Source organism: Chryseomicrobium sp. FSL W7-1435, assembly GCF_038595005.1.
In the GTDB taxonomy this organism is placed as follows: Bacteria; Bacillota; Bacilli; order Bacillales_A; family Planococcaceae; genus Chryseomicrobium.
In genome coordinates, this window is sequence record NZ_CP151997.1 from 527370 (window position 1) to 548712 (window position 21343).

The window sequence follows — 21343 nt, forward strand, 5'->3', positions numbered from 1 at the left end:
TCAAAGAGTTGCGCCTAGCAATAAACAACTCGCAAATATGACGACTAGCAGTAACGAAAAATACACATCAAATGGAACAAATCTGACCTCATGGAAGTAAGTTCGTTCACGAGTGCCAGTAAATCCACGTGCTTCCATCGCAAAGGCAGTTTTCTCTGCTTTTCGCACAGCCCCAGCAAGTAACGGGATCGCAACACTTGGGAGCGCTCGAAGTTTCGCAAGAGTTGAAGTATGAACTTGCGGATTACGTAATTGTTGTACTTGGCGAATCTGGGTGAACTCTTCTTTTAGTACAGGCAGGAATTGATAACCGACAAGCAGACTATACGCAAGTTTTGGTGACAGCTTCAATTGTTGCATCAGACTCATGATGAACTGCATTGGGGACGTCGTCAGAACAAACAATAACGACAGGGACGAGTACGCAAACACTCGAAAGCTCAACGAAAATGCTGTTGCAAGTCGGTCATCAGAAGTTCCAAAAACATATGTCGTCCAGAAATAGCCGATAGCTCCAAGTGAAAACGGTAGCATGAAGAGTGCCCAACGCTTCCAGTTGGTGCGCGAAAATAGTAGTTGAACTACTAAGACGGCTATAAACATGAGAAGCGGCGTCCAAGGGTCGAAATAAAACGCGAGTGCAAAGATGAAAATGAACGTCACGAGCATTTTAACGGACGGATTCAAGCGGTGAAGCCATGTCGACATCACGAGCACCTCCTGTCGGTTTGACTAAACGATAGGTAGCCAGTTGTTCTGGATCTGAAAAGACGCTCGCCGGAAGGCAGGGACCAATCAGTACCCCGTCTTTCAAAAGTAACATCGAGTCCGCAATCCGCTCGGCAAAGTTCATATCATGCGTAACGACAAGAAGTGCTGTCCCTTCAGCTGCTACTTGGAAAAGAGCGTTTTCGAGTTCATGCAACGCATACACATCTTGACCAGCCGTCGGTTCATCAAGGAGCAACACCGGCCTGCCATCATTCAACATCGCAGCAAGAGCGGTTCTGCGCTTTTGACCTTGACTGACAGCGAATGGATTCGAATCCGCCACACGATTTAAAAGTAGTTTTGTTAAGAACTCTTCGGTTCGAAGGCCACCGCCAAAGGCAACTTCCTGCCGAACAGAAGGGGTGATGAACAAAAACTCAGGAGACTGAGGGACATAACCGATTGATTCTATGCTCTGTTGTTTCTCCGCTTTTGGAATCAGTCCAGCCAGTGCTTTCAGAAGAGTCGATTTGCCGGCTCCATTAGGTCCTGCGAGTACAGTAATGCTTCCTGGTACAAGTTTAAGTTTCGCCTCATGGACAATACCAGGTACACGAACATCCGCTATAAAGTCTCCTTGATAGGAGAAAGCCTTCGAAAGAGGAATCTTTGGACTCAATGATGGTGGATTGGTTTCTTCTAACACAAGTATCTGGTCAAAAAACGTTCCCCAGATCCCGTCTTGATGGTCAATGACAAGTACTGTCCACCCATTCCGAACCTGGAGTTCAGAAAACCACTCAACATATTCTCGTGCAGTCAAGGGGTCGAGATGCGCAAGGGGTTCATCCAGCAACACGATTTTTGGTTTCATCAATAGTGCACAAGCAGTGGCAACACGCTGTTTCTCGCCGCCTGAAAGAGTTTGAATGATGCGGGTGCGAAACTGTGACAGCCCGGTCTCCTCCAATATGCGCGTGATTCGACTATCCATCTCATGACGAGGAACAGACTGATTTTCTAGAGTGAAGGCAAGCTCTTCTTCGACCGTCGGCATACAGAACTGGCTGTCAGGGTCTTGGAAGACGGTAGCAATTGATTGACTGATCTCACCAGGTCGGTAGTCGTCAAAAGGCTTCCCGAACAATAGCCGTTTGCCATCCACCTCTCCATCACATCCTTCTGGGTATAAACCATTCAGCAAGAAGAATAGGGTTGACTTCCCACATCCGCTGGGGCCTTTGATGAGCCATTTTTCTCCTTCTGAAAATGCAAGAGACATGTGAGAGAGAACGGGAGTGTCCTCTTCTGGATAGCGAAAGGTTACATCTTCAAATTCAATCCAGTTAGACACGCGCATCACGCTTTTCACGTGCAATCGCATACCCGCGGAGAGAACCTGTTGCGTACAAACCGTTTACAATTAAACTTCCTCCGTAACCGGCAATGATTGCACCGCTTAGAATGCGGATACCGAGCATCAATAACACGTACCATGGAGACAGGGCAGCGAACCCACCAATTAGATATCCGTATGCAAAACTAAATAAAGAGGCGCCTACTCCAGCTAAAATCAACACAGGCAAATCAAAGCGACGGTACCGCGTAGCAGCAAATGCCGCCTCCGCACCTAAACCTTGTACGAGACCCACTAGAATCAAACGGGGTCCAAATGCATTCCCGATCATCACTTCAACCGCAGCAGCCATTACTTCTGGAATGACTGCGGCTCCCGGCTTGCGGATGATGGCCATTGCTACGATCGAGACTAGGAACCAAACACCAAATATCCATTCATAAGCGATTGGGCCGATCAAACTAGCCCAGATATTGCCGATGTGTACAAAGACGAGGTAAATGATACCAAATACTACCGCAAGCAGAGACATTAGAACAACTTCTTTTAACTTCCAATTAGCGAGCATTTTCAGCACCTCCGTGAGAAGGACTGTGAATACTCATATTGATGGTCATCACGACATGTGGGTGATCACCGATTTGTGCTTCGGTGAACGTTTCTTCGTAAAACGCAAACACATCTTTCAGTGAACCGTGTATGCCCGTCGCATAATGCATCGATTCGTTGTAAACCCCGCGTTCTTTTGCGCGATCGATTTCACGGTAAATCGTCTCCATGTAGTCGCTCTGATTGAGTGGATACAGAGAGAATTGGCTAGAAACATACGGACCTTCCGGAATTTTATTTTTTACTGGATCTTCAATTCCCATGTAAGAATCACCCGCCGTATCTCCCGGGCAGCCTACGGAAAATGTTGCATTCATTGCGATATGCTTGCCATAAGAAGCGGCTTTCTCCGTGAGGGCCGTCAGTGCATTAAAGACATGAGGACCTTCTCCTCGAATGACTGTCGACACATCGTCTGTATGGCGCCAGACTGTAGATAGGTCAACTTTAGAGAAAGCGCCTTTGATGATTGAAATAAATTCTGAATCCATCGGGTGAAGTGAGAAGCGACAGCCGATGATTTTACTTGTTCCACAGTGCATGGGAACGCCTCCTTTAGAATAATGGGAAAAAGAAAAAAGCTACATCCGCGAAAGATGTAGCCACTGCTTCCCATAAACTAAAGAAAGAGTCACTACACTTCCTCACGCAGGTATTATCCTGATCGAGTCATAAGGGATCGGAGCTCAAGCTCTCATCTCAGCCAATTTGGGCACCCCTAGTGCAGAAATTCGGTATGTAGTTCTTTTTCGCCCTCATCATAGCAAACAAAAACCTGTTTCGCAAGTGTCAGGAGGAAAAGAAGGAATTTCATGGTTGAGACAAGAAGTAAGTAAACAAGAAAGAGAGGCGTTACAAATGGAACAATGGATCAACGAAATGTTTACAGATGAACGACTTGCTGAAGCGGCTGCCCTGTTTGGCGCAGATGCCAAACAAGCGATTCAAAGAGGCGACTTTGAAAACTACGTCTATGAAGTGGAAAAAGACGGAAAACCGTTTATGTTACGCCTCACACATACATCTCACCGGTCAAAGGAGCAGGTGGTTGCTGAACTCGAATGGGTAAACGATCTACATGACCGTGGCATGAATGTCTCGCTTAATCATTTGAGCACAGCAGGTAACTTGGTGGAAGAAATTTCACTGGAACAAGGAAGTTTCTTGGTCTGTTTATTTGACAAAGCACCTGGTACCTCAGCTTATGAACTTCGTAATGAGTTTACAGATAAACATATTGAAGCTTGGGGAGAGTTGACAGCTCGTTTTCATCAAGCGGCAAGTGATTACAACAAGAAAAATGGGTCGCGGCCTCACTGGTATGAAGATGATTTAATTGAAATCGAAAACTGGCTTGATCCCGAACTCGACAAAGAGATCATCGAATTGAATCACCACATCGTTTCGACCATCCGCAACTTCGATACGTCTAAAGACGTCTATGGAATCATTCACTCGGATATTCATCAAGGCAATTTCTTCATAGACGGGGCAGAGCTCCACGTCTTTGATTTTGATGACACGATGCACTTTCACTATATCCATGATGTCAGTATTCCGCTGTATTACACGATTTGGATGAGCTACAGAAATGAACCATTGTCGATTCGTTCAGAAAAGGCCACTGCATTTTTTGAAGTCTTTTACCGAGGCTATACCCGAATTCGTCCACTTGAAAAAGAGTGGCTTGAACGGATTCCTCTTTATTTAACTCTGCGCGATTTAACGCTGTATGCCGTGTTTCATAAAAAGGTTGATTTTGATGAAGAGCCAGAGTTGCGGCCTCTTGTGGAATGGCTTGGAGAGCGTTTACGTAGAAACGAACCGATAGCGGAAGTTGATTTTTCTAAACTGTATTAAACCTGGGTAATAAAGGGTAAAGAAGCAATGCAGTACAAGAAAAGAGGTGGCCAATGGAACTTGCGATAATCATTCCGTCCTATAAACCTGATGACAAGTGCCGAGCGGTCATCGATGAACTCATTGCTTCGCAGTTTTCACGAATCATTGTTATAGATGACGGGGGAGAAGAAGAATATGCACCGTTCTTCTCAGAGCTCAAAGGCTTTAAAGAAGTAACCGTTCTCCATCATGCCAAGAACCAGGGTAAAGGACGAGCACTGAAAACAGCTTTTCATTACATACTGAATGAAAAAATTCCTGTACAGGGTGTTATAACGATTGATGCTGATGGGCAACACTTACTTTCGGACATGATGAAAGTGGCTGAGCGCATGAAGCAGCAACCAGAAGCTGTCGTCTTGGGATCGCGAGACTTTTCGCAAAAGGACGTCCCATTTCGCAGTCGATTTGGAAACCGATTTACGCGTCTTTTATTCAGACTTTCAACTGGTACAGTGTTAACCGACACGCAGACAGGCTTACGTGGCCTTCCGGTCAAACATCTTCCGCTCTTATTAGCGATAAAAGGTGAACGCTTTGAATACGAGATGCACATGCTAGGGTGTTTAAAGCAAAACGATATAGAAATTGAGGAAGTTGAGATTGAAACGGTTTATCTCGATGAGAACAAATCGTCCCATTTCCATCCTTTGCGTGATTCTTATCACATTTATAAAATCTTTTTGTTGTATGGGCTTTCGGGCGGCGCCTCGTTTGCACTTGATATTGGACTTTATTCGTTGTTTATTTACTTGTGGAAAGAAGATTCACCGGAGATGTTTATTATTTTTGCGACAATAGCTGCAAGAATATTATCCAGTCTGTTTAACTACTTTGTGAATCGACATAAGGTGTTTGGTCAAGGATCCAGCAAGTCGTTTATTCGTTACTACCTGTTAGCGGCCTTTATTATGGCAGCTTCTGCTGGCTCTGTTCATCTCCTCTATACAGAATGGTTAGGAAGAGGAGAAGTGGTGTTAAAAGTGTTGGTCGACACCATTTTATTCATCCTCGGGTTTGTTGTACAAAGAGCATGGGTATTCCGGAAAGAAAAATAAAAAGCGTGAGAGCCCAGATGTACTGGAACTCTCGCGCTTTTATAATGTTAACAAGAAAGTGTGGGAGGCTTGAGAAGTAGGGGCAAGGCGGTGCCATTTCACTTTGGCCATGCGCTCCTGTACTTTACTCTGTATGTGTCGTTCACAGCTATTCACGATCTCCACAATTTTTGCACCAGACAAGTTGAATGTTTTAGCAGCAGCCTCGTAAGGTTCTCGACTTAAAAGGAGCACTTTGAATTCTTCTTCTGATGCTGCGCGATCTGCTAAAGACTCTTCATAGCTAACTACATACTCATAAATTTCTCGATGTTTCTTGGGCAATTTACGAATCTCACTTTGCGCGGCAAAGTGAAGTGCGATTGCATTCATTTTGATCACCTACCAGCTAGCTTTTTTGACACCCGGAATTTGTCCTTTATGAGCAAGTTCACGGAATGCGATTCGGGATAACTTAAACTTGCGTAATACGCCACGTGGTCTTCCTGTCAGTTGACACCGGTTTTTTAATCGAGTGGGTGAGGAATCTTTCGGCAATTTAGCAAGTGCAGCATAGTCACCTTTTGATTTCAGTTCTTTACGCTTCTCAGCATAACGTTCCACTAACTCTCGTTGTTTTTTATCTCGTGCGACTTTTGATTTCTTGGCCATCTTTAGTATCCTCCTAATGGGTATGCTTGTCATCAAATAAAATGAACAATTTTACAAAGCGTAATGATTACGTTTTATAACCTGTGTTCACTTTATCATGAATGAATTTTGGTTGCAACTAGCAAAGAAGAATGGAGAACAAAAAAAGAGCCGTCAGCAAAACGGCTCTTACAAGGGGTTACGATTCTTTTAAGGCTTGAATGACATCGATTTGTGTAGCATTACGAGCTGGGCGCCAACCAGAAACAACGGCAACCCCGATACTGATAGCGGCAGCGATGACAACAAGTTGCCACGGAATATAAGAGACGGTGATCGTCATATCAGTAGGTGCTTCTTCGCCTACAGAGCTAAAGACAATCATAGGTACAATCAAGTTCACGAGTAAACTAATGCCATAAGATACGGCAACCGCAATGAGTGTACCAATCAACCCGATGGCAGTGCTCTCCATGAGAAAGAGGCGCTGAATGAGCTTTGGTTGTGCACCGATAGCTTTCATGATACCAATTTCACGTGTACGTTCTGTTACTGCCATCGTCATCGTGTTGAAGATTCCAATCGAAGCGATCAATACGGCTACTGTTCCAACAATTACTAAACCAATTTGAATAACTGTGAACAGCATGTTCATTTGACCCAGTTCTTCTGTAACAGAGTAGACAAGGAACCCTTGTTCTTTTAACGAATCTGTTAAGTCCGCCACATATTGAAAATCAGTTGCATGAACTGTGATTGATTTATCAGGGGATTCGACGCCGAACGCTGTGAGTACTTCCGCGCTTTTTGACGTGTCTGCATAGATTTTGTCATCATATGCCCAATCTTTTCCTGGCTTTTTGGCAATACCAGAAATCGTATACGTTTGCGTGGATACAACTTCTTGTGTCTCATAATCTGTAATGTCGATTGAAATCGTCTTACCAATCAGCTCATCACGAATCGGTTTCGCGAGTTCGTCTTGTTTTTCGATATAATTTTCAGCATTTCCAAGTTCTTCATGCTGTTCAACCGTTAAAAAGTTACCCGCAAAGTGATAGCCTACCACAACTTCTGTCGCATCTTTCGGTATCTCACCATCAAATAAAGCAAGGTTAGCTGCTTGTTCAGCTTTTAAATCTGTGTAAACAAGTTGCCCATAGCCCTCTTTCCCAACTAAATTGACAACGGGTGAACCCGGAACATTGATGCGCTCTACGACAGTTTTGACATTCTCCATCTTCTGAATAGCTGCAAGTTCCTCTTTAGTAACAGTGCCGCCATTTTCTTTACCGAACAATTCAATCTCCGTCACGATCCGGCTCGATAGTACTTCGTCTTGAATCGTCTTATGTAGACCGAATCCGACAGAAGCAATGATGATTAAAAAAGCACATCCCATCGCAGCTGCTAAAATCGTCATCACGACACGTAATTTATTGCGCTTCATATGTTGAGAAATAAACTCGCGCTGATCCTTAGCTAACATAGTGGACCTCCTCCGTAATCGCACCGTCATGCATCCGGTATTGTCGGTGTGCAGAGCGAGCCACTTCTTCGTCATGGGTGATGATGACAAATGTGATGCCGTAGTGTTCATTTAATAGCTGGATGAGTTGCAGGATTTCTTGCTCTGTCTCAGAATCTAAACTACCTGTCGGTTCATCAGCCAGTAAGATGGATGGACGCCCGATGAGTGCACGTGCAATACTGACGCGCTGTTGCTGGCCACCTGAGAGTTCATTCGGGTAATGATCACTTACTTCTGTCAGACCTACTTGCTGAAGTAATTCTTTGACTCGTAGTAACCGCTGTTGTTTGGCAACACCTTGAAGTTTGAGAGGAAGCTCAATGTTTTCGAATGCGGTCAAGCCGGGCATCAGCTGAAAGCTTTGAAAAATGAAGCCATAATTTTGCAGCCGGAATTTCGCTTTTTCTGCTTCTGTCTTGCCAACAAGTTCTTCTCCCGTTACTTGAATGGAACCTGATTCGGGATTCATGAAGCCAGCAAGTAAATTGAGCAGTGTTGATTTTCCAGATCCGCTTTTGCCGAGGATTGCGACAATTTCTCCTTTCGAAATCTCAAGGGTAACGTCACGCAGTACAGGAACACTTTTTTCTTGTCCTTTTTTGCCAATTTTAAATGTATGATTCAAGTCTTGAATCGTAATCATGTAGACACGTCCTTTCTGGTATAGTTCCAGTATACGGAGCGTTTCTTAGGATAATGGTACTCACTTTCTGAAGAAATTCTTAAGATTGGAGGAAGTTGGATGTTCGATGTAATCACAAAGTCTGGCGAATACACCCTCGTAGATCAGAAAAAGCAAGCGGATTATACATATGCTGAGTATGAAGAAGCTCTAGATGAGCTAGTGGAATCTTGGCAAAGAGGAGATACACCGTATCTTTCGCTAATAATAGATCCGGCGTTTGAAACGAAACTACTCTCAATGGGATTTTCGAAAACGACTAGAATTGTTGAGCATGAAAGAAAAAGTCTTTCTGATTTGGAGGGGCTACCTAGTCAACCATATGTAATCCTTGCATTCAGTGCCATGTCGGACGAAGAATTTGGAGAATACTATGAGGCTTGCAAAAGTGGGTCTGCAAATAAAAATCAATTGTTTACAACGAAACAACTTTTAGAATCACTTCATTTAGAACTAGGCAACGACTGGAGAAAGCTTGTCATGCTCTTTCAAGAGAAAGATGAGTTTATAGGACTTGCGATTCCTCATATTGAAGCAGGAACAATTAGTGAAGGGAGACTCTTTTACTTTGGTATGAAGCCAAATTGGCGGGGAAAAGGGAAGACGACAGCTTGTCATGCAGCAGCACTTAAAAAACTTCATGAGCTCGGAGCCACTACATATGTGGGAAGTACAGATATAGCAAATGAGGCTATGATTCATGTGATGGATAAGAACGGAGCGTCAGAACGAGACTGTAAAGGAATCTATAAATTGACACGAAAAGACCTGCCGAGTTTTTAATTTACTCCGCAGGCTTTTGTTCTTCCTCTAAGGATAAAGTCAATTGTTCACCTTCTGACCGTCGAGTCTGGGGGCGAGAAGAACGGCTACTTCCAAACAAAGCAAGGAGCTCTTCAGCACGGGCCTTGGTATCCGGATGATTTTTAATAGAATAGAAAAGTTCTCGAGACGAGCGATTTGCTTCGTGGACGTTTACCACGGGTTCTGGGTAATTTAGCTGAGAGAAATGAGGCGATAACCAGGGTTCATGAATAAACGTATTGGACAAACTACGTAATTCAGGGACGTATCTTCGAATGAATTTGCCGTCAGGATCTTGTTCTTGCCCCATCTTGACAGGGTTATAAATGCGAATGGTATGGAAACCCGAGGAACCAGCCTGCATTTGGATTTGATTAAAATGAATACCTGGATCGTAATCAATAAATAACTGGGCGAGCCCATGTGCTGGTCGTCGCCAGTCAAAACGCAACGTATTGCAGACGAAAGATAACACCATGGCACGCGACCGGAAATGAATCCAACCAGTCTCGTGAAGGGCACGCATAGCGGCATCCACCATCGGAATTCCCGTTTGCCCATAATACCATTTTCTAAAGAGTTCTTCGTCTTGAGCAGTACGCGCAGAATCAAAAGCAGGGTTCAATGTAGTCGCTGCAAGTTCAGGCATAAACTCAAAACGTTGAATGAAATGACCTTGCCAACGCAGGCGGGCTTCAAACATATCTAAAGCTCTTTTTTCATAAATGTTGGTAACAAGTTCATGCTTTGCGCGACTAGCTTGAACGACTTGACGCATCGACAAATTTCCCCAAGCTAGGTAAGGGGACAGACGACTACTCGAAGTCTGCGCTTGCCAAGGTTTAGAGATATGCACGTGATACTTCGGGAAACGTGTCGCCAAGAAACTTTCTAAAACCTGTAGTCCTTCCCTAGTTCCGCCTTTCTGGCCATTAACTAACGCCTTTCCTTTCACTTGAAAATCATGCAAACAGTCAACCTGAGTGGAAAAGGAAGAAGGTACCTGATTAGGTGGAAGGATCGTATCAGGTGCTTCAATGACCTCTTGCGCCATATAGCTCTCCCATTGATCCTCCAGTCCAACGAGAGTCTTTTTGGCTCGAACAATACCATTCTGTGAAAATTCCTTGAACACTAGACCATGGCCATTCATCCACTTATGAACGAGAAGGTCTCGACGGAATGTCGCGGGTGTCCCATGTTCCATATGAGTCAATAGACGAAACTCTTCGTATTCTTGATAGAGATGTTCAAGGGCTTGTTGCATCTCTCCAATAAAATAGCCGATTTTTCCACCTCGAGAGTGGATGGAGTCCTCTAGCTCCTGCAGGCTTTCTACAACAAAATGAAAATGGCGAAGAGACAAATCTGGTTCTTTCCAGATAGAGGGTTCTGCAACATACAGCACCAATGTGGGGCCAGCCGACAAAGCATGCTGTAAAGGTGCATGGTCTTCAATTCTTAAATCACGCTTCAACCAAACGATTTGCTGCATCATGCCCCTCTTTTCTTTAGGTGGATTAGAAAATGACAACTCGGTTAATCTATTGTATAATTACTGTATAAAGTTTGTAAAACGTTAACAGAAAGCGGGGGATTGACATGTCAACAACTGTTGTATGGTTTCGGACGGATCTACGCACAATAGATCATGAGCCGCTGCTAAAAGCAGTGTCTTCAAGACAGCCAGTTCGTGCAGTTTACTGTCATGAACAACGCTTTCAGTTAAAAAATGAATTTGGTTTTCTAAAACAACGAAAGTTCCGGGAGTCTTTTATCCGAGAAAGCTTGGATGACCTAAAAAGTCAATTACAAGAAGCGGGCATACCACTTGATGAGTTGTTTGGAGACGCAGCAGATGAAATGGCTAAATACGCCAAACTGCATCACGTCACAAAATTGTATTATCACGATATAGAAGGGACAGAGGAACGTGCGGTTGAGAAAAGTGTACGGCACAACCTCCCGACTATTGAAATAGAGTCCTTTATTGGAGATCATTTGATTCACCCGGATGATTTATCTTTTCCACTAAATGAGCTTCCAAAAACCTTTACACCTTTTCGGAAAGAAGTCGAGAAGCAGCTTTTGGTGCATCCGGCTTACCCAGCAATTGCACATTTCACTAAACCTGATACACATAGCAAGAATAACTGGTCACACGAGCCTCCAAGTGGTTTCCGTGGAGGAACAAGGGTGGGTTTAGCTAGACTTCATGATTTTACATTTGGAACGCGGGCGATTGATAGCTACAAAGAGACACGAAATGGGTTGATCGCGTGGAACGACTCCACCAAACTATCGCCTTATCTTTCTCTAGGATGCCTATCGCCTCGAATGATTTACTGGCATGTAAAACGCTATGAAAAAGAATATTCGGCCAATCAAAGTACCTATTGGGTGGTTTTCGAACTACTATGGCGGGATTATTTCAAACTTGTACAACGCCAGCATAAGAAAAAAATATTTGGTAGCACTGGTTTGAACGGCCGAAGAATTTCCACTCGACGCGATCCAGTCGACTTTGCAAAATGGGCAGAGGGCCGGACGGGTGCGCCACTTGTTGACGCCGCCATGCGAGAACTGAAAACGACGGGGTTTATGTCGAACCGTTGCCGGCAAAATGCGGCCAGCTACTTAGTGCATGATTTGAATTTAGACTGGCGCTTAGGTGCAGCCTGGTTTGAATCGTGGCTCATTGATTATGATACAGCAAGTAATTATGGAAACTGGATGTACGTTGCAGGTGTCGGAAATGATCCACGTGCCGGACGTAAGTTCAATGTAACAAAACAAGGTCTTGATTATGATAGGCAAGGAGACTATGCCCGACTTTGGATTCCGGAACTTGCTGATAAAGCTGGAGACGAAATTTATAGTGGGCTGGTATATTACTAAATAAAGCTCACGTGAGTTCGCACATTGTGAGTTGTTTCACTTCAGAAATGAAAATAGTGCGTATGATTGAGTTTTTAAGGATATAACTAAAAAACAGGGGTTGTCTCAATGGTTTCTGAGATAACCCCTGTTCTCAACTTCGGCCGTTTCACTTTTCATTTGGGAAAACATATGATATAAATATTCATAGTATTCAACTAGGAATAATTATAATTAGGATGGGGATCACCAACGTGGGAAAAGAATTTTTACACATTTTTGATGAGTGGGCAGATCAGTATGATGCGAGTGTCAGTGGACAAGATCCACAATATGCCGATGTGTTTTTCCGATATGAAGAAATTTTAGAAGCTGTTGCACAGCGTGTGCACGGCACTGTAATTGAATTTGGACCTGGAACAGGTAATTTAACAAAGAGGGTTTTAGAGCACGGTGTCGAAGTAGTACCAGTAGAACCTCATGATAAGATGCGCGCGCTATTTCAAAACCGTTTTCCACAACTTCAGGCACAAGAAGGAGATCTTTTAGAATTTACGACTCCGGAAGGCCAGGTGGACGGCTTCATCAGCAGTTATGTATTTCATCATTTAACGGATGCTGAAAAAGGTGTGGCATTGAAGCACTATGCAGAACTGCTGCCAGTCGGTGGAAAAGTTGTCTTTGCAGATACGGCGTTTGAATCAGAAGATGCGAAACAAGCCCAAATCTCCAAAGAGAAAGACCGTGGATTTGTTGCCGTCGCTGAAGATTTGGAACGGGAATATTACACCACTATCCCTGTGCTCACAGCTTTACTTGAACAAGCGGGCTTCACGGTGATCTTCACTCAAATGAATGATTACGTTTGGCTCATGGACGCTACTAAAGGAGGAACTCACAAATGAAACAAATGAATGTAGAAAGTTTTAACTTAGATCACACGATAGTCGATGCACCATACGTACGCCTTGCTGGGACAAAATCAGGTCAAGCAGGTGACACGGTATTAAAGTACGATATTCGTTTCAAACAACCGAATGAAGAATTCATGGAAATGAAAGGTCTTCACTCTCTAGAACACTTGATGGCTGAAAACATTCGCAACCATACAGATAAAGTAGTCGACTTGAGTCCAATGGGATGTCAGACAGGCTTCTATCTATCTTGTATTAACCATGACAACTACGATGAAGTATTGACCATTCTTGAGAACACACTGGAAGATGTGTTGAAAGCAACAGAAGTACCGGCATGCAACGTAGTGCAGTGTGGTTGGGCAGCCAACCATTCATTAGAGGGTGCACAAGAGATTGCACGCGACATGCTAGCAAAGAAAGATGCATGGCACATCGTCTTTAAGGATGGCGAAGAAGCATGATTTACACACACGTGCATCAATTGATTGGGAACACACCGCTCTTTGAGATTTCACAAATTGCTGTTCCCAACAACTGTCGCATCGTGGCAAAGCTGGAATATATGAATCCAGGAGGCAGTGTCAAGGACCGTCTTGGCATTGCCTTATTGCGTGATGCGGAACAACGTGGAAAGTTAGCACCAGGTGGGACAGTCATCGAACCAACAGCGGGCAATACGGGAATTGGGTTAGCGCTTGCCGCCATTGGAAGAGGATTTCGCGTAATATGTGTCGTTCCTGAAAAATTTAGTATTGAAAAGCAAAAGCTTATGAAAGCACTTGGAGCTGAACTAGTGAACACACCGACTTCAGAAGGCATGAAAGGCGCAATTGCAAAAGCGCATACCTTGGCTAAAGAGATCCCAGGGAGCTTCGTTCCAGGACAGTTTGAAAATTCCGCAAATCCAGAGGCATACATCGACACGATGGGACCAGAGATTTATCAAGCGCTCAACGGAAAAGTGGACGCTTTCGTAGCTGGAGCCGGATCAGGCGGAACGTTTATGGGAGTTTCGACGTATTTGAAACAACAAGACCCGACGATTCGCACGGTCATTGTGGAGCCAGAAGGTTCTATTCTAAACGGTGGAGAGAGTGGCCCTCATGATACGGAAGGAATCGGGATGGAATTTTTACCACCATTCATGAAGCAAGAGTACATGGAGGGGATTCATACCATCATGGATAAAGAAGCATTCTACTGGATGCGTGAACTGGCCAAGCAAGAAGGCCTACTTGTAGGTTCGTCAGCAGGAGCCGCATTTGCAGCTGCTTTAAGAGAGGCCAAAACGCTTCCTGAAGGTAGTGTGATTGCGACCGTGTTTGCCGATTCAAGTGAGCGGTATTTAAGTAAAGATGTATACGAACTATGGAAAGAGGAGGATTCACATGCGTGAAAAGACGAAGTTAATCCATGCAGGAATTGTAGGAGACGCTACAACAGGAGCCGTTTCAACACCAATTTATCAAGTGAGCACGTACAAGCAAGAAGCAGTCGGCAAGTTTAATGGCTATGAATACTCGCGTACAGGAAACCCCACGCGCCATTCATTGGAAGAGTTGATCAAGGATTTAGAAAGTGGACACGCAGGTTTTGCCTTCGGTTCTGGAATGGCAGCCATCACATCGGTCATGATGCTATTCTCATCAGGAGATCACATTGTGGCAACAGATGATGTTTATGGTGGTACTTACCGTGTCTTAACGAAGGTGTTAAACCGTTTCGGTTTAGATGTAACCTTTGTAGATACGTCTTCACTTGAAGAGGTAGAAGCAGCGATCAAACCAAATACGAAAGCATTATTCATTGAAACGCCAACGAATCCATTGTTAAAAGTTTCAGATGTTCGTGGACTGACAGAACTAGCGAAATCAAAAGGTCTTGTTACAATCGTCGACAACACCTTCATGACACCGTACCTACAGAAGCCACTAGAGCTTGGTGCTGATATTGTACTTCACAGTGCAACAAAGTATCTAGGCGGGCATAGTGATGTCGTAGCAGGACTTGTCGTTGTGAATACACCTGAACTTGCTGAGGATATGCACTTTGTACAAAACTCAGTTGGGGCAATCTTAGGACCACAGGACTCTTGGTTATTGATCCGCGGAATCAAGACGCTTGGCCTACGTATGGAAGAACATATCACGAGCGCACAAAAAATCGCAGAGTATCTAGATGCGCACGACAAAGTTGGCAAAGTGTACTACCCTGGTTTAGCAGCACATCCAGGTCGTGACATTATGGAAGGGCAATCACGTGGATTCGGTGGGATGATTTCGTTTGACGTCGGTTCTGCTGAGAAAGCAGACGAAGTGTTAGCGAAACTTCGTTACTTTACACTAGCGGAAAGCCTTGGAGCAGTCGAGAGCTTGATTTCGGTTCCTGCTCGCATGACTCACGCGTCAATTCCAGCAGAACGTCGCGCGGATCTTGGCATTGTGGATGGTCTGGTTCGTATCAGTGTCGGAATTGAAGATGTTGAGGACCTATTGGAAGATTTAGAGCAAGCTTTACAGGGATAAAAGACAAATTGGGCCGCTTTAGCGGCTCTTTTTTTGTGGAGTTGAGGTTTCGCGGGCATTGAAACGAGTTACGAGGGCACTGAACTGGATTGCGCGGGCATTGACCGACTTCCGCGGGCATTGAAACGAGTTACGAGGGCACTGAACTGGGTTTCGCGGGCATTGAGCGACTTCCGCGGGCATTGACCGACTTCCGCGGGCACTGAAACGAGTTACGAGGGCACTGAATTGGATTGCGCGGGCATTGACCCCCCACCCTCTAGTCGATATGCTACACTTAGGAAAACGAAACAAAAGGAGACTAAACACCATGACGACTGAACTTCCGGCCTGCCCGCAGTGTCAATCCCCCTATATATACGAAGACGGGAACGTACTCGTCTGCCCAGAATGTGCGCACGAGTGGTCACCTGCTCAAAATAACAATAAAGAGGAACTATTAATTGTCGCAAAAGATGCCAACGGAAACGAGCTAGCAGATGGTGATGCCGTTACAGTCATCAAAGACCTAAAAGTCAAAGGGAGTTCGTCTACCTTAAAACAAGGTACAAAAGTGAAGTCCATTCGATTGGTAGAAGGCGATCACAACATCGACTGCAAAATTGACGGCTTTGGCGCGATGAAATTAAAATCCGAATTTGTGAAGAAACTATAGACTAGGAGCAAACCAACTATGACAACTCAACTGAAAATTGCTGTAATCGGCACAGGGATGATGGCAGAACGCATGATGACTAGCTTTGCAGAACACCCTCGTTTACAAATAAACGGTATATGTGATGTGAATGAAGAACGCGTCCAATCCTTAGCTGAAAAATTCCAGACAACTGCCTACACTTCGCATCAAGCCCTGCTAGACAGTGAAGAGCTTGATATCGTCTATGTCGCCGTCCCACCAAAATGGCACCATGAAGTGGCAACTGCTGTGCTTCAAAAAGGATTGCATATCTTGTGTGAAAAACCGCTTGCCAATTCTGTCGAAGAAGCAGCGGAACTATTAGAATTAGCGCAAGAAAAAGGCGTCGTGAACGCAATGAACTTCCCACTTAATTACGAAGAAGGTACTCGCCAGTTTGAAAAGCTTATGCAGGAAGATTACGTTGGGAAACTGCGTCGTGTCGAACTTCGCATGGAGTTCCCGAAGTGGCCACGTCCTCGCCAGCAAAACAGTTGGATTAGCACACGTGAGCAGGGCGGATTCGTCTTTGAAGTGGCGGGGCATCTCGTTCAACAGATTCTTCGTACGTTTGGACCCATCACAGAGGTTACTTCAGACTTAGAACTTCCTGAAGATCCTACACTGTCTGAGACAGGAATCGTCGCAACAATGCAACTTGCTTCTGGTGCGAAGGTTTATTTCAATGGAATCGCTGGAACAGCCGGTATGCATAGCCAAGACATTGAACTTACTGCTTATGGAACCGAAGGGACAGTGAAGCTCTCTAATTATGCGAACCTGACGCAAGGTAAAATTGGAGAGGAAATGACTCCAGTCCCACTTGAAGACAAAGTGCGCACAGACGAGCTAATCGATGCATTTGTAGCAGCAGTCGATGGACACTCAGCTGAGCTATACGACTTCCAAGTTGGGTATGATGTACAGGTGGTTTTGGAGAAATTGCGAAAAGTTTAAGACTAAACAAAACCCGTTCACTGGTAGTCAGTGAGCGGGTTTTTCTAATGAATGGTGACTAATTTTGTCACATCTTCTTCCTATATATATAAAACTAAAATTCAGGACTTGAAAAAATTAAAAAATAGGAGCACTATAAGATGGAATCAAAAAGAATTCAAATAAGCATTGACTAATATAAGTTTATGATTATATAATTTTATCAGATGGAGGTTTTACCTATGCAAACTATTCACCATCAATTATCGATCGACCATATGTCCCAGCTCTTAAAACTAATCAGTGATCCAACTCGACTCACGATGCTTAAAGTGATGCAGACAGCACAGTGCTGTGTCTGTGAGTTCGTGGAAATGTTTGATATCAGCCAACCAGCTATCAGCCAACACTTGAAAAAGTTAAAGGACGGAGGACTCGTTCACGAGAAGCGCAACGGACACTGGATTTTTTATTCGCTTAATCCTGACTATCCACATGCAGAGATGTTAGAAACAGTACTGGATGCTGTTTCAACTCAAGCAGGTCGCCTCGATGAACTAACTAAAAAAGGATTACGCGTTAGTTGTAATTAGAGAGGAGCCAGTCCGTGTTTTTAGCCATTGCAGCAGCGCTCATCTTTTTGGTGACGCTGCTTTTTGTTATTTGGCAGCCTAGAGGGTTGTCAATCGGATGGTCAGCAACTGCTGGTGCCATCCTTGCTTTACTAGTTGGCGTTGTCGACTTTGGCGACGTGCAAGATGTAACTGCCATTGTGTGGAATGCCACTCTTACATTTGTAGCCCTCATCTTAATTTCCCTTATTTTAGATGAAATCGGATTTTTTGAATGGGCGGCATTACATATGGCCCGCATCGCAGGAGGAAATGGTCTGCGGATGTTCATTTATGTCATTCTGCTAGGTGCTGTAGTGGCGGCCTTATTTGCGAATGACGGAGCGGCACTTATCCTGACACCAATCGTTCTGGCAATGGTCCGCAACTTAAAATTCGAAGAGAAGATGATTTTCCCATTCATTATGGCGAGTGGGTTCATTGCAGACACAACGTCTCTGCCGCTTGTCATCAGTAACTTAGTGAACATTGTATCGGCAGACTTTTTTGGAATCGGATTTCTTGAATATGCAAGTCGAATGATCGTGCCGAACTTTTTCTCATTGGGTGCAAGTATTTTAGTTCTTTACTTATTCTTCCGAAAAGATTTACCGAAGAACTATAACGTTTCAGACCTTAAACAGCCAGTTGAAGCTATCAAAGACAACCGGATGTTCCGAATCTCATGGGTAGTGCTTGCCGTTCTATTAGTAGGCTACTTCGCTAGTGAGCCACTACACATTCCGGTATCATTTATTGCAGGAACTGTAGCTATCGTTTTCCTGATATTGGCTCGTCGTAGCCCGGCCGTACACACAAAAGCAGTTGTAAAAGGTGCACCGTGGGCTATCGTATTCTTCTCCATTGGGATGTACGTGGTTGTTTACGGCTTACGCAACGCGGGTCTAACATCTGTATTAACTGATGTGATTCAGTGGACAGCCGATCAAGGTCTTTTTGCAGCAACAATTGGGATGGGCTTTATTGCAGCCATCTTATCTTCTGTGATGAACAATATGCCAACGGTTATGATTGATGCTTTGGCGATTGCCGATACGAATACGACAGGTATTGTGCGCGAAGCGTTGATTTATGCCAATGTTATCGGTTCTGACCTAGGTCCGAAGATCACACCAATCGGATCACTTGCAACATTATTATGGTTGCACGTATTGAGCTTAAAAGGTGTAAAAATCTCATGGGCAACTTACTTCAAAGTCGGGATTATCCTGACGATTCCAACGCTATTTATCACATTGGTTGGACTTTATATTTGGTTATTGATTATCTACTAAAAAGGAGTGCCTAGAATGGAAAAGAAAATCATCTACTTTTTATGTACAGGGAACTCATGCCGCAGCCAAATGGCAGACGGATGGGCAAAGAAATACTTAGATAGCAATGAGTGGGAAGTGTACAGTGCAGGTATTGAAGCACACGGTGTCAATCCTAAGGCAATCAAAGCGATGGAAGAGGTGGGTGTTGATATTTCGACACATACTTCAGATATCATTGACTCAGATTTGTTGAACCGCGCAACAATTGCTGTTACACTATGCGGGGACGCAGCAGACAAGTGCCCGCTTACTCCACCTTCTGTTCGTCGTGAGCACTGGGGCTTTCCTGATCCAGCGAAAGCGACTGGAACAGACGAAGAAGTATGGGCGGTTTTCCAAGATGTGCGTGACGCAATAGGCAAGCGCATTGAAGAGTTTGCGAAGACAGGAAACTAAACATCAGAGGCTGGGACAAAACCTAGACTCTAATTGAAAAACGCGCACGGCAGAAAATTCTGCTGTGCGCGCTTTTTTGTGTACAAAAATAAGGACAACTTCTGATAGAATTGAGTCACCACAACAAAATCCAAATCGAAAGAAGTGTCCTTATGTTTAAAAATTATAACATGAATCAACTAGTGTTACCTCTAGATATCGAGATGAAGTTATCAAAAGATGATATCGCCTTCTCTATCGACCGTCTGGTCGAGACTATCCCCGATGAAGCCTTCCACGAATTTCGACGTGACAATGGTTGTCCAGCTTATCACCCAAAGATGATGTTGAAGATCATTCTCTGTGCATACACCCAATCCACATTCTCCGGTCGCAAGATCGAAGACCTGACAAAGGACAGCCTAAGAATCATGTGGCTTGCCCAAGGACAACAACCCAGTTATCGTACGATCAACCGTTTCCGTGTACAACCCGCAATGAACGCACTCATCAAAGAATGTTTCATCCAGTTCCGCAATCGTCTTGTGGCAGAAGACCTGATCGATCAAGATGCGATCTTCATTGATGGGACCAAGATCGAGGCGGACGCAAACAAGTTCACATTCGTCTGGAAACGAGCCGTAGAAAAATATCTGACAAGCCTGACTGAGAAATCCAAGCAGATGTATGAAGAACTTTTCAAAGCCAACATCATGCCTGCTCTAGAGGTCGAGGAAGGTCTCACGGCTGAACAGATGTCCTTGATGGCGGACAAGCTCGAAGAGCATGTCCACGAGAAGACGGCGCAGATCGAGTCCACCGAAGACGTGGCTAAACGAAAGAAGATACGATCAGAACGAAAAGAACCAAAGAAGCTACTAAAACTGATCAAGGACATGCTTGTCCGAAAACATCGTTATGAGATCGACCTGGGGATCATGGGTGAGCGAAACAGTTATTCCAAGACTGACAAGGATGCCACGTTCATGCGGATGAAAGATGATTATATGAGGAACGGTCAATTGAAACCTGGCTACAACTTACAGATCGCAACAGAAAATCAATATACTCTGGCTTATGCAGTATTCCCAAATCCAAGTGACTCGAAGACGATGGTTCCTTTCCTAGACAAAATTGAAGATGATTTCTTCGAACTTCCTGAACATATCGTGGCGGATGCGGGTTATGGCAGCGAGCCGAACTATAACGACATCCTAGTGAAACGCCAAAAGACACCACTCATCACTTATGGTCAGTATCTTCGAGAACAGAAGAAGGCCTATAAAAACAACCCATTCCAGACAGCGAATTGGACCTATGACGAAACAACGGATTCCTATGAATGCCCTAACTCTAAACGTCTTAACTTCTCCCATTTGAGCGTACGCAGAGACAAGACTGGTTTCGAACGCCAGTTTAAAGTATATCGAGCGGAAGACTGTGGCGGTTGTCCATTCCGATCACAGTGTACAAAGGCACACGAGGGAACCAATCGCACGATGTCTGTGAATGTCACCTGGGAAGAACAAAAAGAATATGTGAGAACCAAGCTTTCAGAAGAAAAGACCGGGTCTATCTATCGCCGTCGCAAGACGGACGTGGAACCAGTTTTTGGATTCTTGAAAGCTAATTTGGGTTTCACTCGTGCCTCCGTTCGCACTCGACCAAAGGTCGAGAACGATATCGGATTGGCACTTATGGCGGTGAACTTGAGAAAATATGCGGCCAGAGTGTAGAAACTCTGGCCGCATACTAGAAAAACCCATAAAAAATGACCATCAATCAATCTCGATGGTCATTTTTTA

The 21343-nt window shown here is 44.4% G+C and carries 23 protein-coding genes and 1 riboswitch; of the genes, 14 read left to right on the forward strand and 9 right to left on the reverse strand.

Features of this window, described 5'->3' with window-relative positions:
• The 4 genes from MKY84_RS02885 to MKY84_RS02900 are packed head-to-tail and all read right to left on the reverse strand — an operon-like array spanning position 1 to position 3219.
• Positions 1-708, reverse strand: coding sequence for an energy-coupling factor transporter transmembrane component T (locus MKY84_RS02885; protein ID WP_342527620.1), 708 nt, complete (start codon positions 706-708; stop codon positions 1-3).
• The gene (locus MKY84_RS02890) at positions 671-2065 is read right to left on the reverse strand and encodes an ATP-binding cassette domain-containing protein (RefSeq protein WP_342527623.1); all 1395 of its coding nucleotides are present in this window, start codon (positions 2063-2065) and stop codon (positions 671-673) included. The genes MKY84_RS02885 and MKY84_RS02890 overlap by 38 nt, the downstream gene beginning before the upstream one ends.
• Positions 2058-2636: an ECF transporter S component gene (locus MKY84_RS02895; RefSeq protein WP_342527624.1), complete on the reverse strand. Its 579-nt coding sequence runs from the start codon at positions 2634-2636 to the stop codon at positions 2058-2060. Before MKY84_RS02895 ends, MKY84_RS02890 begins: the two co-directional genes overlap by 8 nt.
• Positions 2626-3219, reverse strand: a complete 594-nt coding sequence (locus tag MKY84_RS02900; RefSeq protein WP_342527625.1) for a YkoF family thiamine/hydroxymethylpyrimidine-binding protein — start codon at positions 3217-3219, stop codon at positions 2626-2628. The genes MKY84_RS02895 and MKY84_RS02900 overlap by 11 nt, the downstream gene beginning before the upstream one ends.
• A gap of 82 nt (positions 3220-3301) precedes the next feature.
• A riboswitch (TPP riboswitch) is annotated at positions 3302-3407 on the reverse strand.
• An 86-nt stretch (positions 3408-3493) separates the two neighbouring features.
• Between MKY84_RS02900 and MKY84_RS02905 the strand changes: the two genes are divergently transcribed.
• Both MKY84_RS02905 and MKY84_RS02910 read left to right on the forward strand, forming a co-directional pair.
• Positions 3494-4537, forward strand: coding sequence for a phosphotransferase (locus MKY84_RS02905; RefSeq protein WP_342527626.1), 1044 nt, complete (start codon positions 3494-3496; stop codon positions 4535-4537).
• A 53-nt stretch (positions 4538-4590) separates the two neighbouring features.
• Complete coding sequence (locus tag MKY84_RS02910) at positions 4591-5637, forward strand: bifunctional glycosyltransferase family 2/GtrA family protein (protein WP_342527627.1); 1047 nt, start codon at positions 4591-4593, stop codon at positions 5635-5637.
• 39 nt (positions 5638-5676) lie between these two features.
• Here MKY84_RS02910 and MKY84_RS02915 read toward each other — a convergent pair whose 3' ends face one another.
• From MKY84_RS02915 to MKY84_RS02930, 4 genes are all read right to left on the reverse strand, one after another.
• Entirely contained in the window at positions 5677-6009 is a 333-nt protein-coding gene (locus MKY84_RS02915) for a hypothetical protein (protein WP_342527628.1), read from the reverse strand.
• A 9-nt stretch (positions 6010-6018) separates the two neighbouring features.
• On the reverse strand, positions 6019-6288 hold the full coding sequence (gene rpsN / locus MKY84_RS02920) for a 30S ribosomal protein S14 (RefSeq protein ID WP_342527629.1): 270 nt from the start codon (positions 6286-6288) through the stop codon (positions 6019-6021).
• Between the two features lie 178 nt (positions 6289-6466).
• On the reverse strand, positions 6467-7756 hold the full coding sequence (locus MKY84_RS02925) for an FtsX-like permease family protein (RefSeq protein ID WP_342527630.1): 1290 nt from the start codon (positions 7754-7756) through the stop codon (positions 6467-6469).
• On the reverse strand, positions 7746-8441 hold the full coding sequence (locus MKY84_RS02930) for an ABC transporter ATP-binding protein (protein ID WP_342527631.1): 696 nt from the start codon (positions 8439-8441) through the stop codon (positions 7746-7748). Before MKY84_RS02930 ends, MKY84_RS02925 begins: the two co-directional genes overlap by 11 nt.
• A gap of 99 nt (positions 8442-8540) precedes the next feature.
• Between MKY84_RS02930 and MKY84_RS02935 the strand changes: the two genes are divergently transcribed.
• Complete coding sequence (locus MKY84_RS02935) at positions 8541-9263, forward strand: GNAT family protein (RefSeq protein ID WP_342527632.1); 723 nt, start codon at positions 8541-8543, stop codon at positions 9261-9263.
• A 1-nt stretch (position 9264) separates the two neighbouring features.
• Here MKY84_RS02935 and MKY84_RS02940 read toward each other — a convergent pair whose 3' ends face one another.
• Positions 9265-10779, reverse strand: coding sequence for an FAD-binding domain-containing protein (locus MKY84_RS02940; protein WP_342527633.1), 1515 nt, complete (start codon positions 10777-10779; stop codon positions 9265-9267).
• A gap of 107 nt (positions 10780-10886) precedes the next feature.
• Between MKY84_RS02940 and MKY84_RS02945 the strand changes: the two genes are divergently transcribed.
• The 11 genes from MKY84_RS02945 to MKY84_RS02995 all read left to right on the forward strand — a co-directional run bounded on the left by MKY84_RS02945 (position 10887) and on the right by MKY84_RS02995 (position 21274).
• Positions 10887-12182, forward strand: a complete 1296-nt coding sequence (locus tag MKY84_RS02945) for a DASH family cryptochrome (protein ID WP_342527635.1) — start codon at positions 10887-10889, stop codon at positions 12180-12182.
• A 233-nt stretch (positions 12183-12415) separates the two neighbouring features.
• On the forward strand, positions 12416-13066 hold the full coding sequence (locus tag MKY84_RS02950) for a methyltransferase domain-containing protein (RefSeq protein WP_342527637.1): 651 nt from the start codon (positions 12416-12418) through the stop codon (positions 13064-13066).
• A complete protein-coding gene (locus MKY84_RS02955; RefSeq protein WP_342527638.1) occupies positions 13063-13539 on the forward strand; it encodes an S-ribosylhomocysteine lyase in 477 nt (158 codons plus the stop codon). The genes MKY84_RS02950 and MKY84_RS02955 overlap by 4 nt, the downstream gene beginning before the upstream one ends.
• Entirely contained in the window at positions 13536-14474 is a 939-nt protein-coding gene (locus tag MKY84_RS02960) for a cysteine synthase family protein (protein ID WP_342527640.1), read from the forward strand. The genes MKY84_RS02955 and MKY84_RS02960 overlap by 4 nt, the downstream gene beginning before the upstream one ends.
• Positions 14467-15603, forward strand: a complete 1137-nt coding sequence (locus tag MKY84_RS02965; RefSeq protein ID WP_342527642.1) for a bifunctional cystathionine gamma-lyase/homocysteine desulfhydrase — start codon at positions 14467-14469, stop codon at positions 15601-15603. Before MKY84_RS02960 ends, MKY84_RS02965 begins: the two co-directional genes overlap by 8 nt.
• A 310-nt stretch (positions 15604-15913) precedes the next feature.
• The gene (locus tag MKY84_RS02970; protein ID WP_342527643.1) at positions 15914-16258 is read left to right on the forward strand and encodes a zinc ribbon domain-containing protein YjdM; all 345 of its coding nucleotides are present in this window, start codon (positions 15914-15916) and stop codon (positions 16256-16258) included.
• An 18-nt stretch (positions 16259-16276) separates the two neighbouring features.
• On the forward strand, positions 16277-17236 hold the full coding sequence (locus MKY84_RS02975) for a Gfo/Idh/MocA family oxidoreductase (protein ID WP_342527645.1): 960 nt from the start codon (positions 16277-16279) through the stop codon (positions 17234-17236).
• A 221-nt stretch (positions 17237-17457) separates the two neighbouring features.
• Entirely contained in the window at positions 17458-17808 is a 351-nt protein-coding gene (locus MKY84_RS02980; protein WP_342527646.1) for a metalloregulator ArsR/SmtB family transcription factor, read from the forward strand.
• A gap of 14 nt (positions 17809-17822) precedes the next feature.
• A complete protein-coding gene (locus MKY84_RS02985; protein WP_342527648.1) occupies positions 17823-19121 on the forward strand; it encodes an arsenic transporter in 1299 nt (432 codons plus the stop codon).
• A gap of 15 nt (positions 19122-19136) precedes the next feature.
• Positions 19137-19559: an arsenate reductase (thioredoxin) gene (arsC, locus tag MKY84_RS02990; RefSeq protein WP_342527649.1), complete on the forward strand. Its 423-nt coding sequence runs from the start codon at positions 19137-19139 to the stop codon at positions 19557-19559.
• A gap of 152 nt (positions 19560-19711) precedes the next feature.
• Positions 19712-21274, forward strand: coding sequence for an IS1182 family transposase (locus MKY84_RS02995; protein WP_342526448.1), 1563 nt, complete (start codon positions 19712-19714; stop codon positions 21272-21274).
• The last annotated feature ends 69 nt before the right edge of the window (positions 21275-21343 follow it).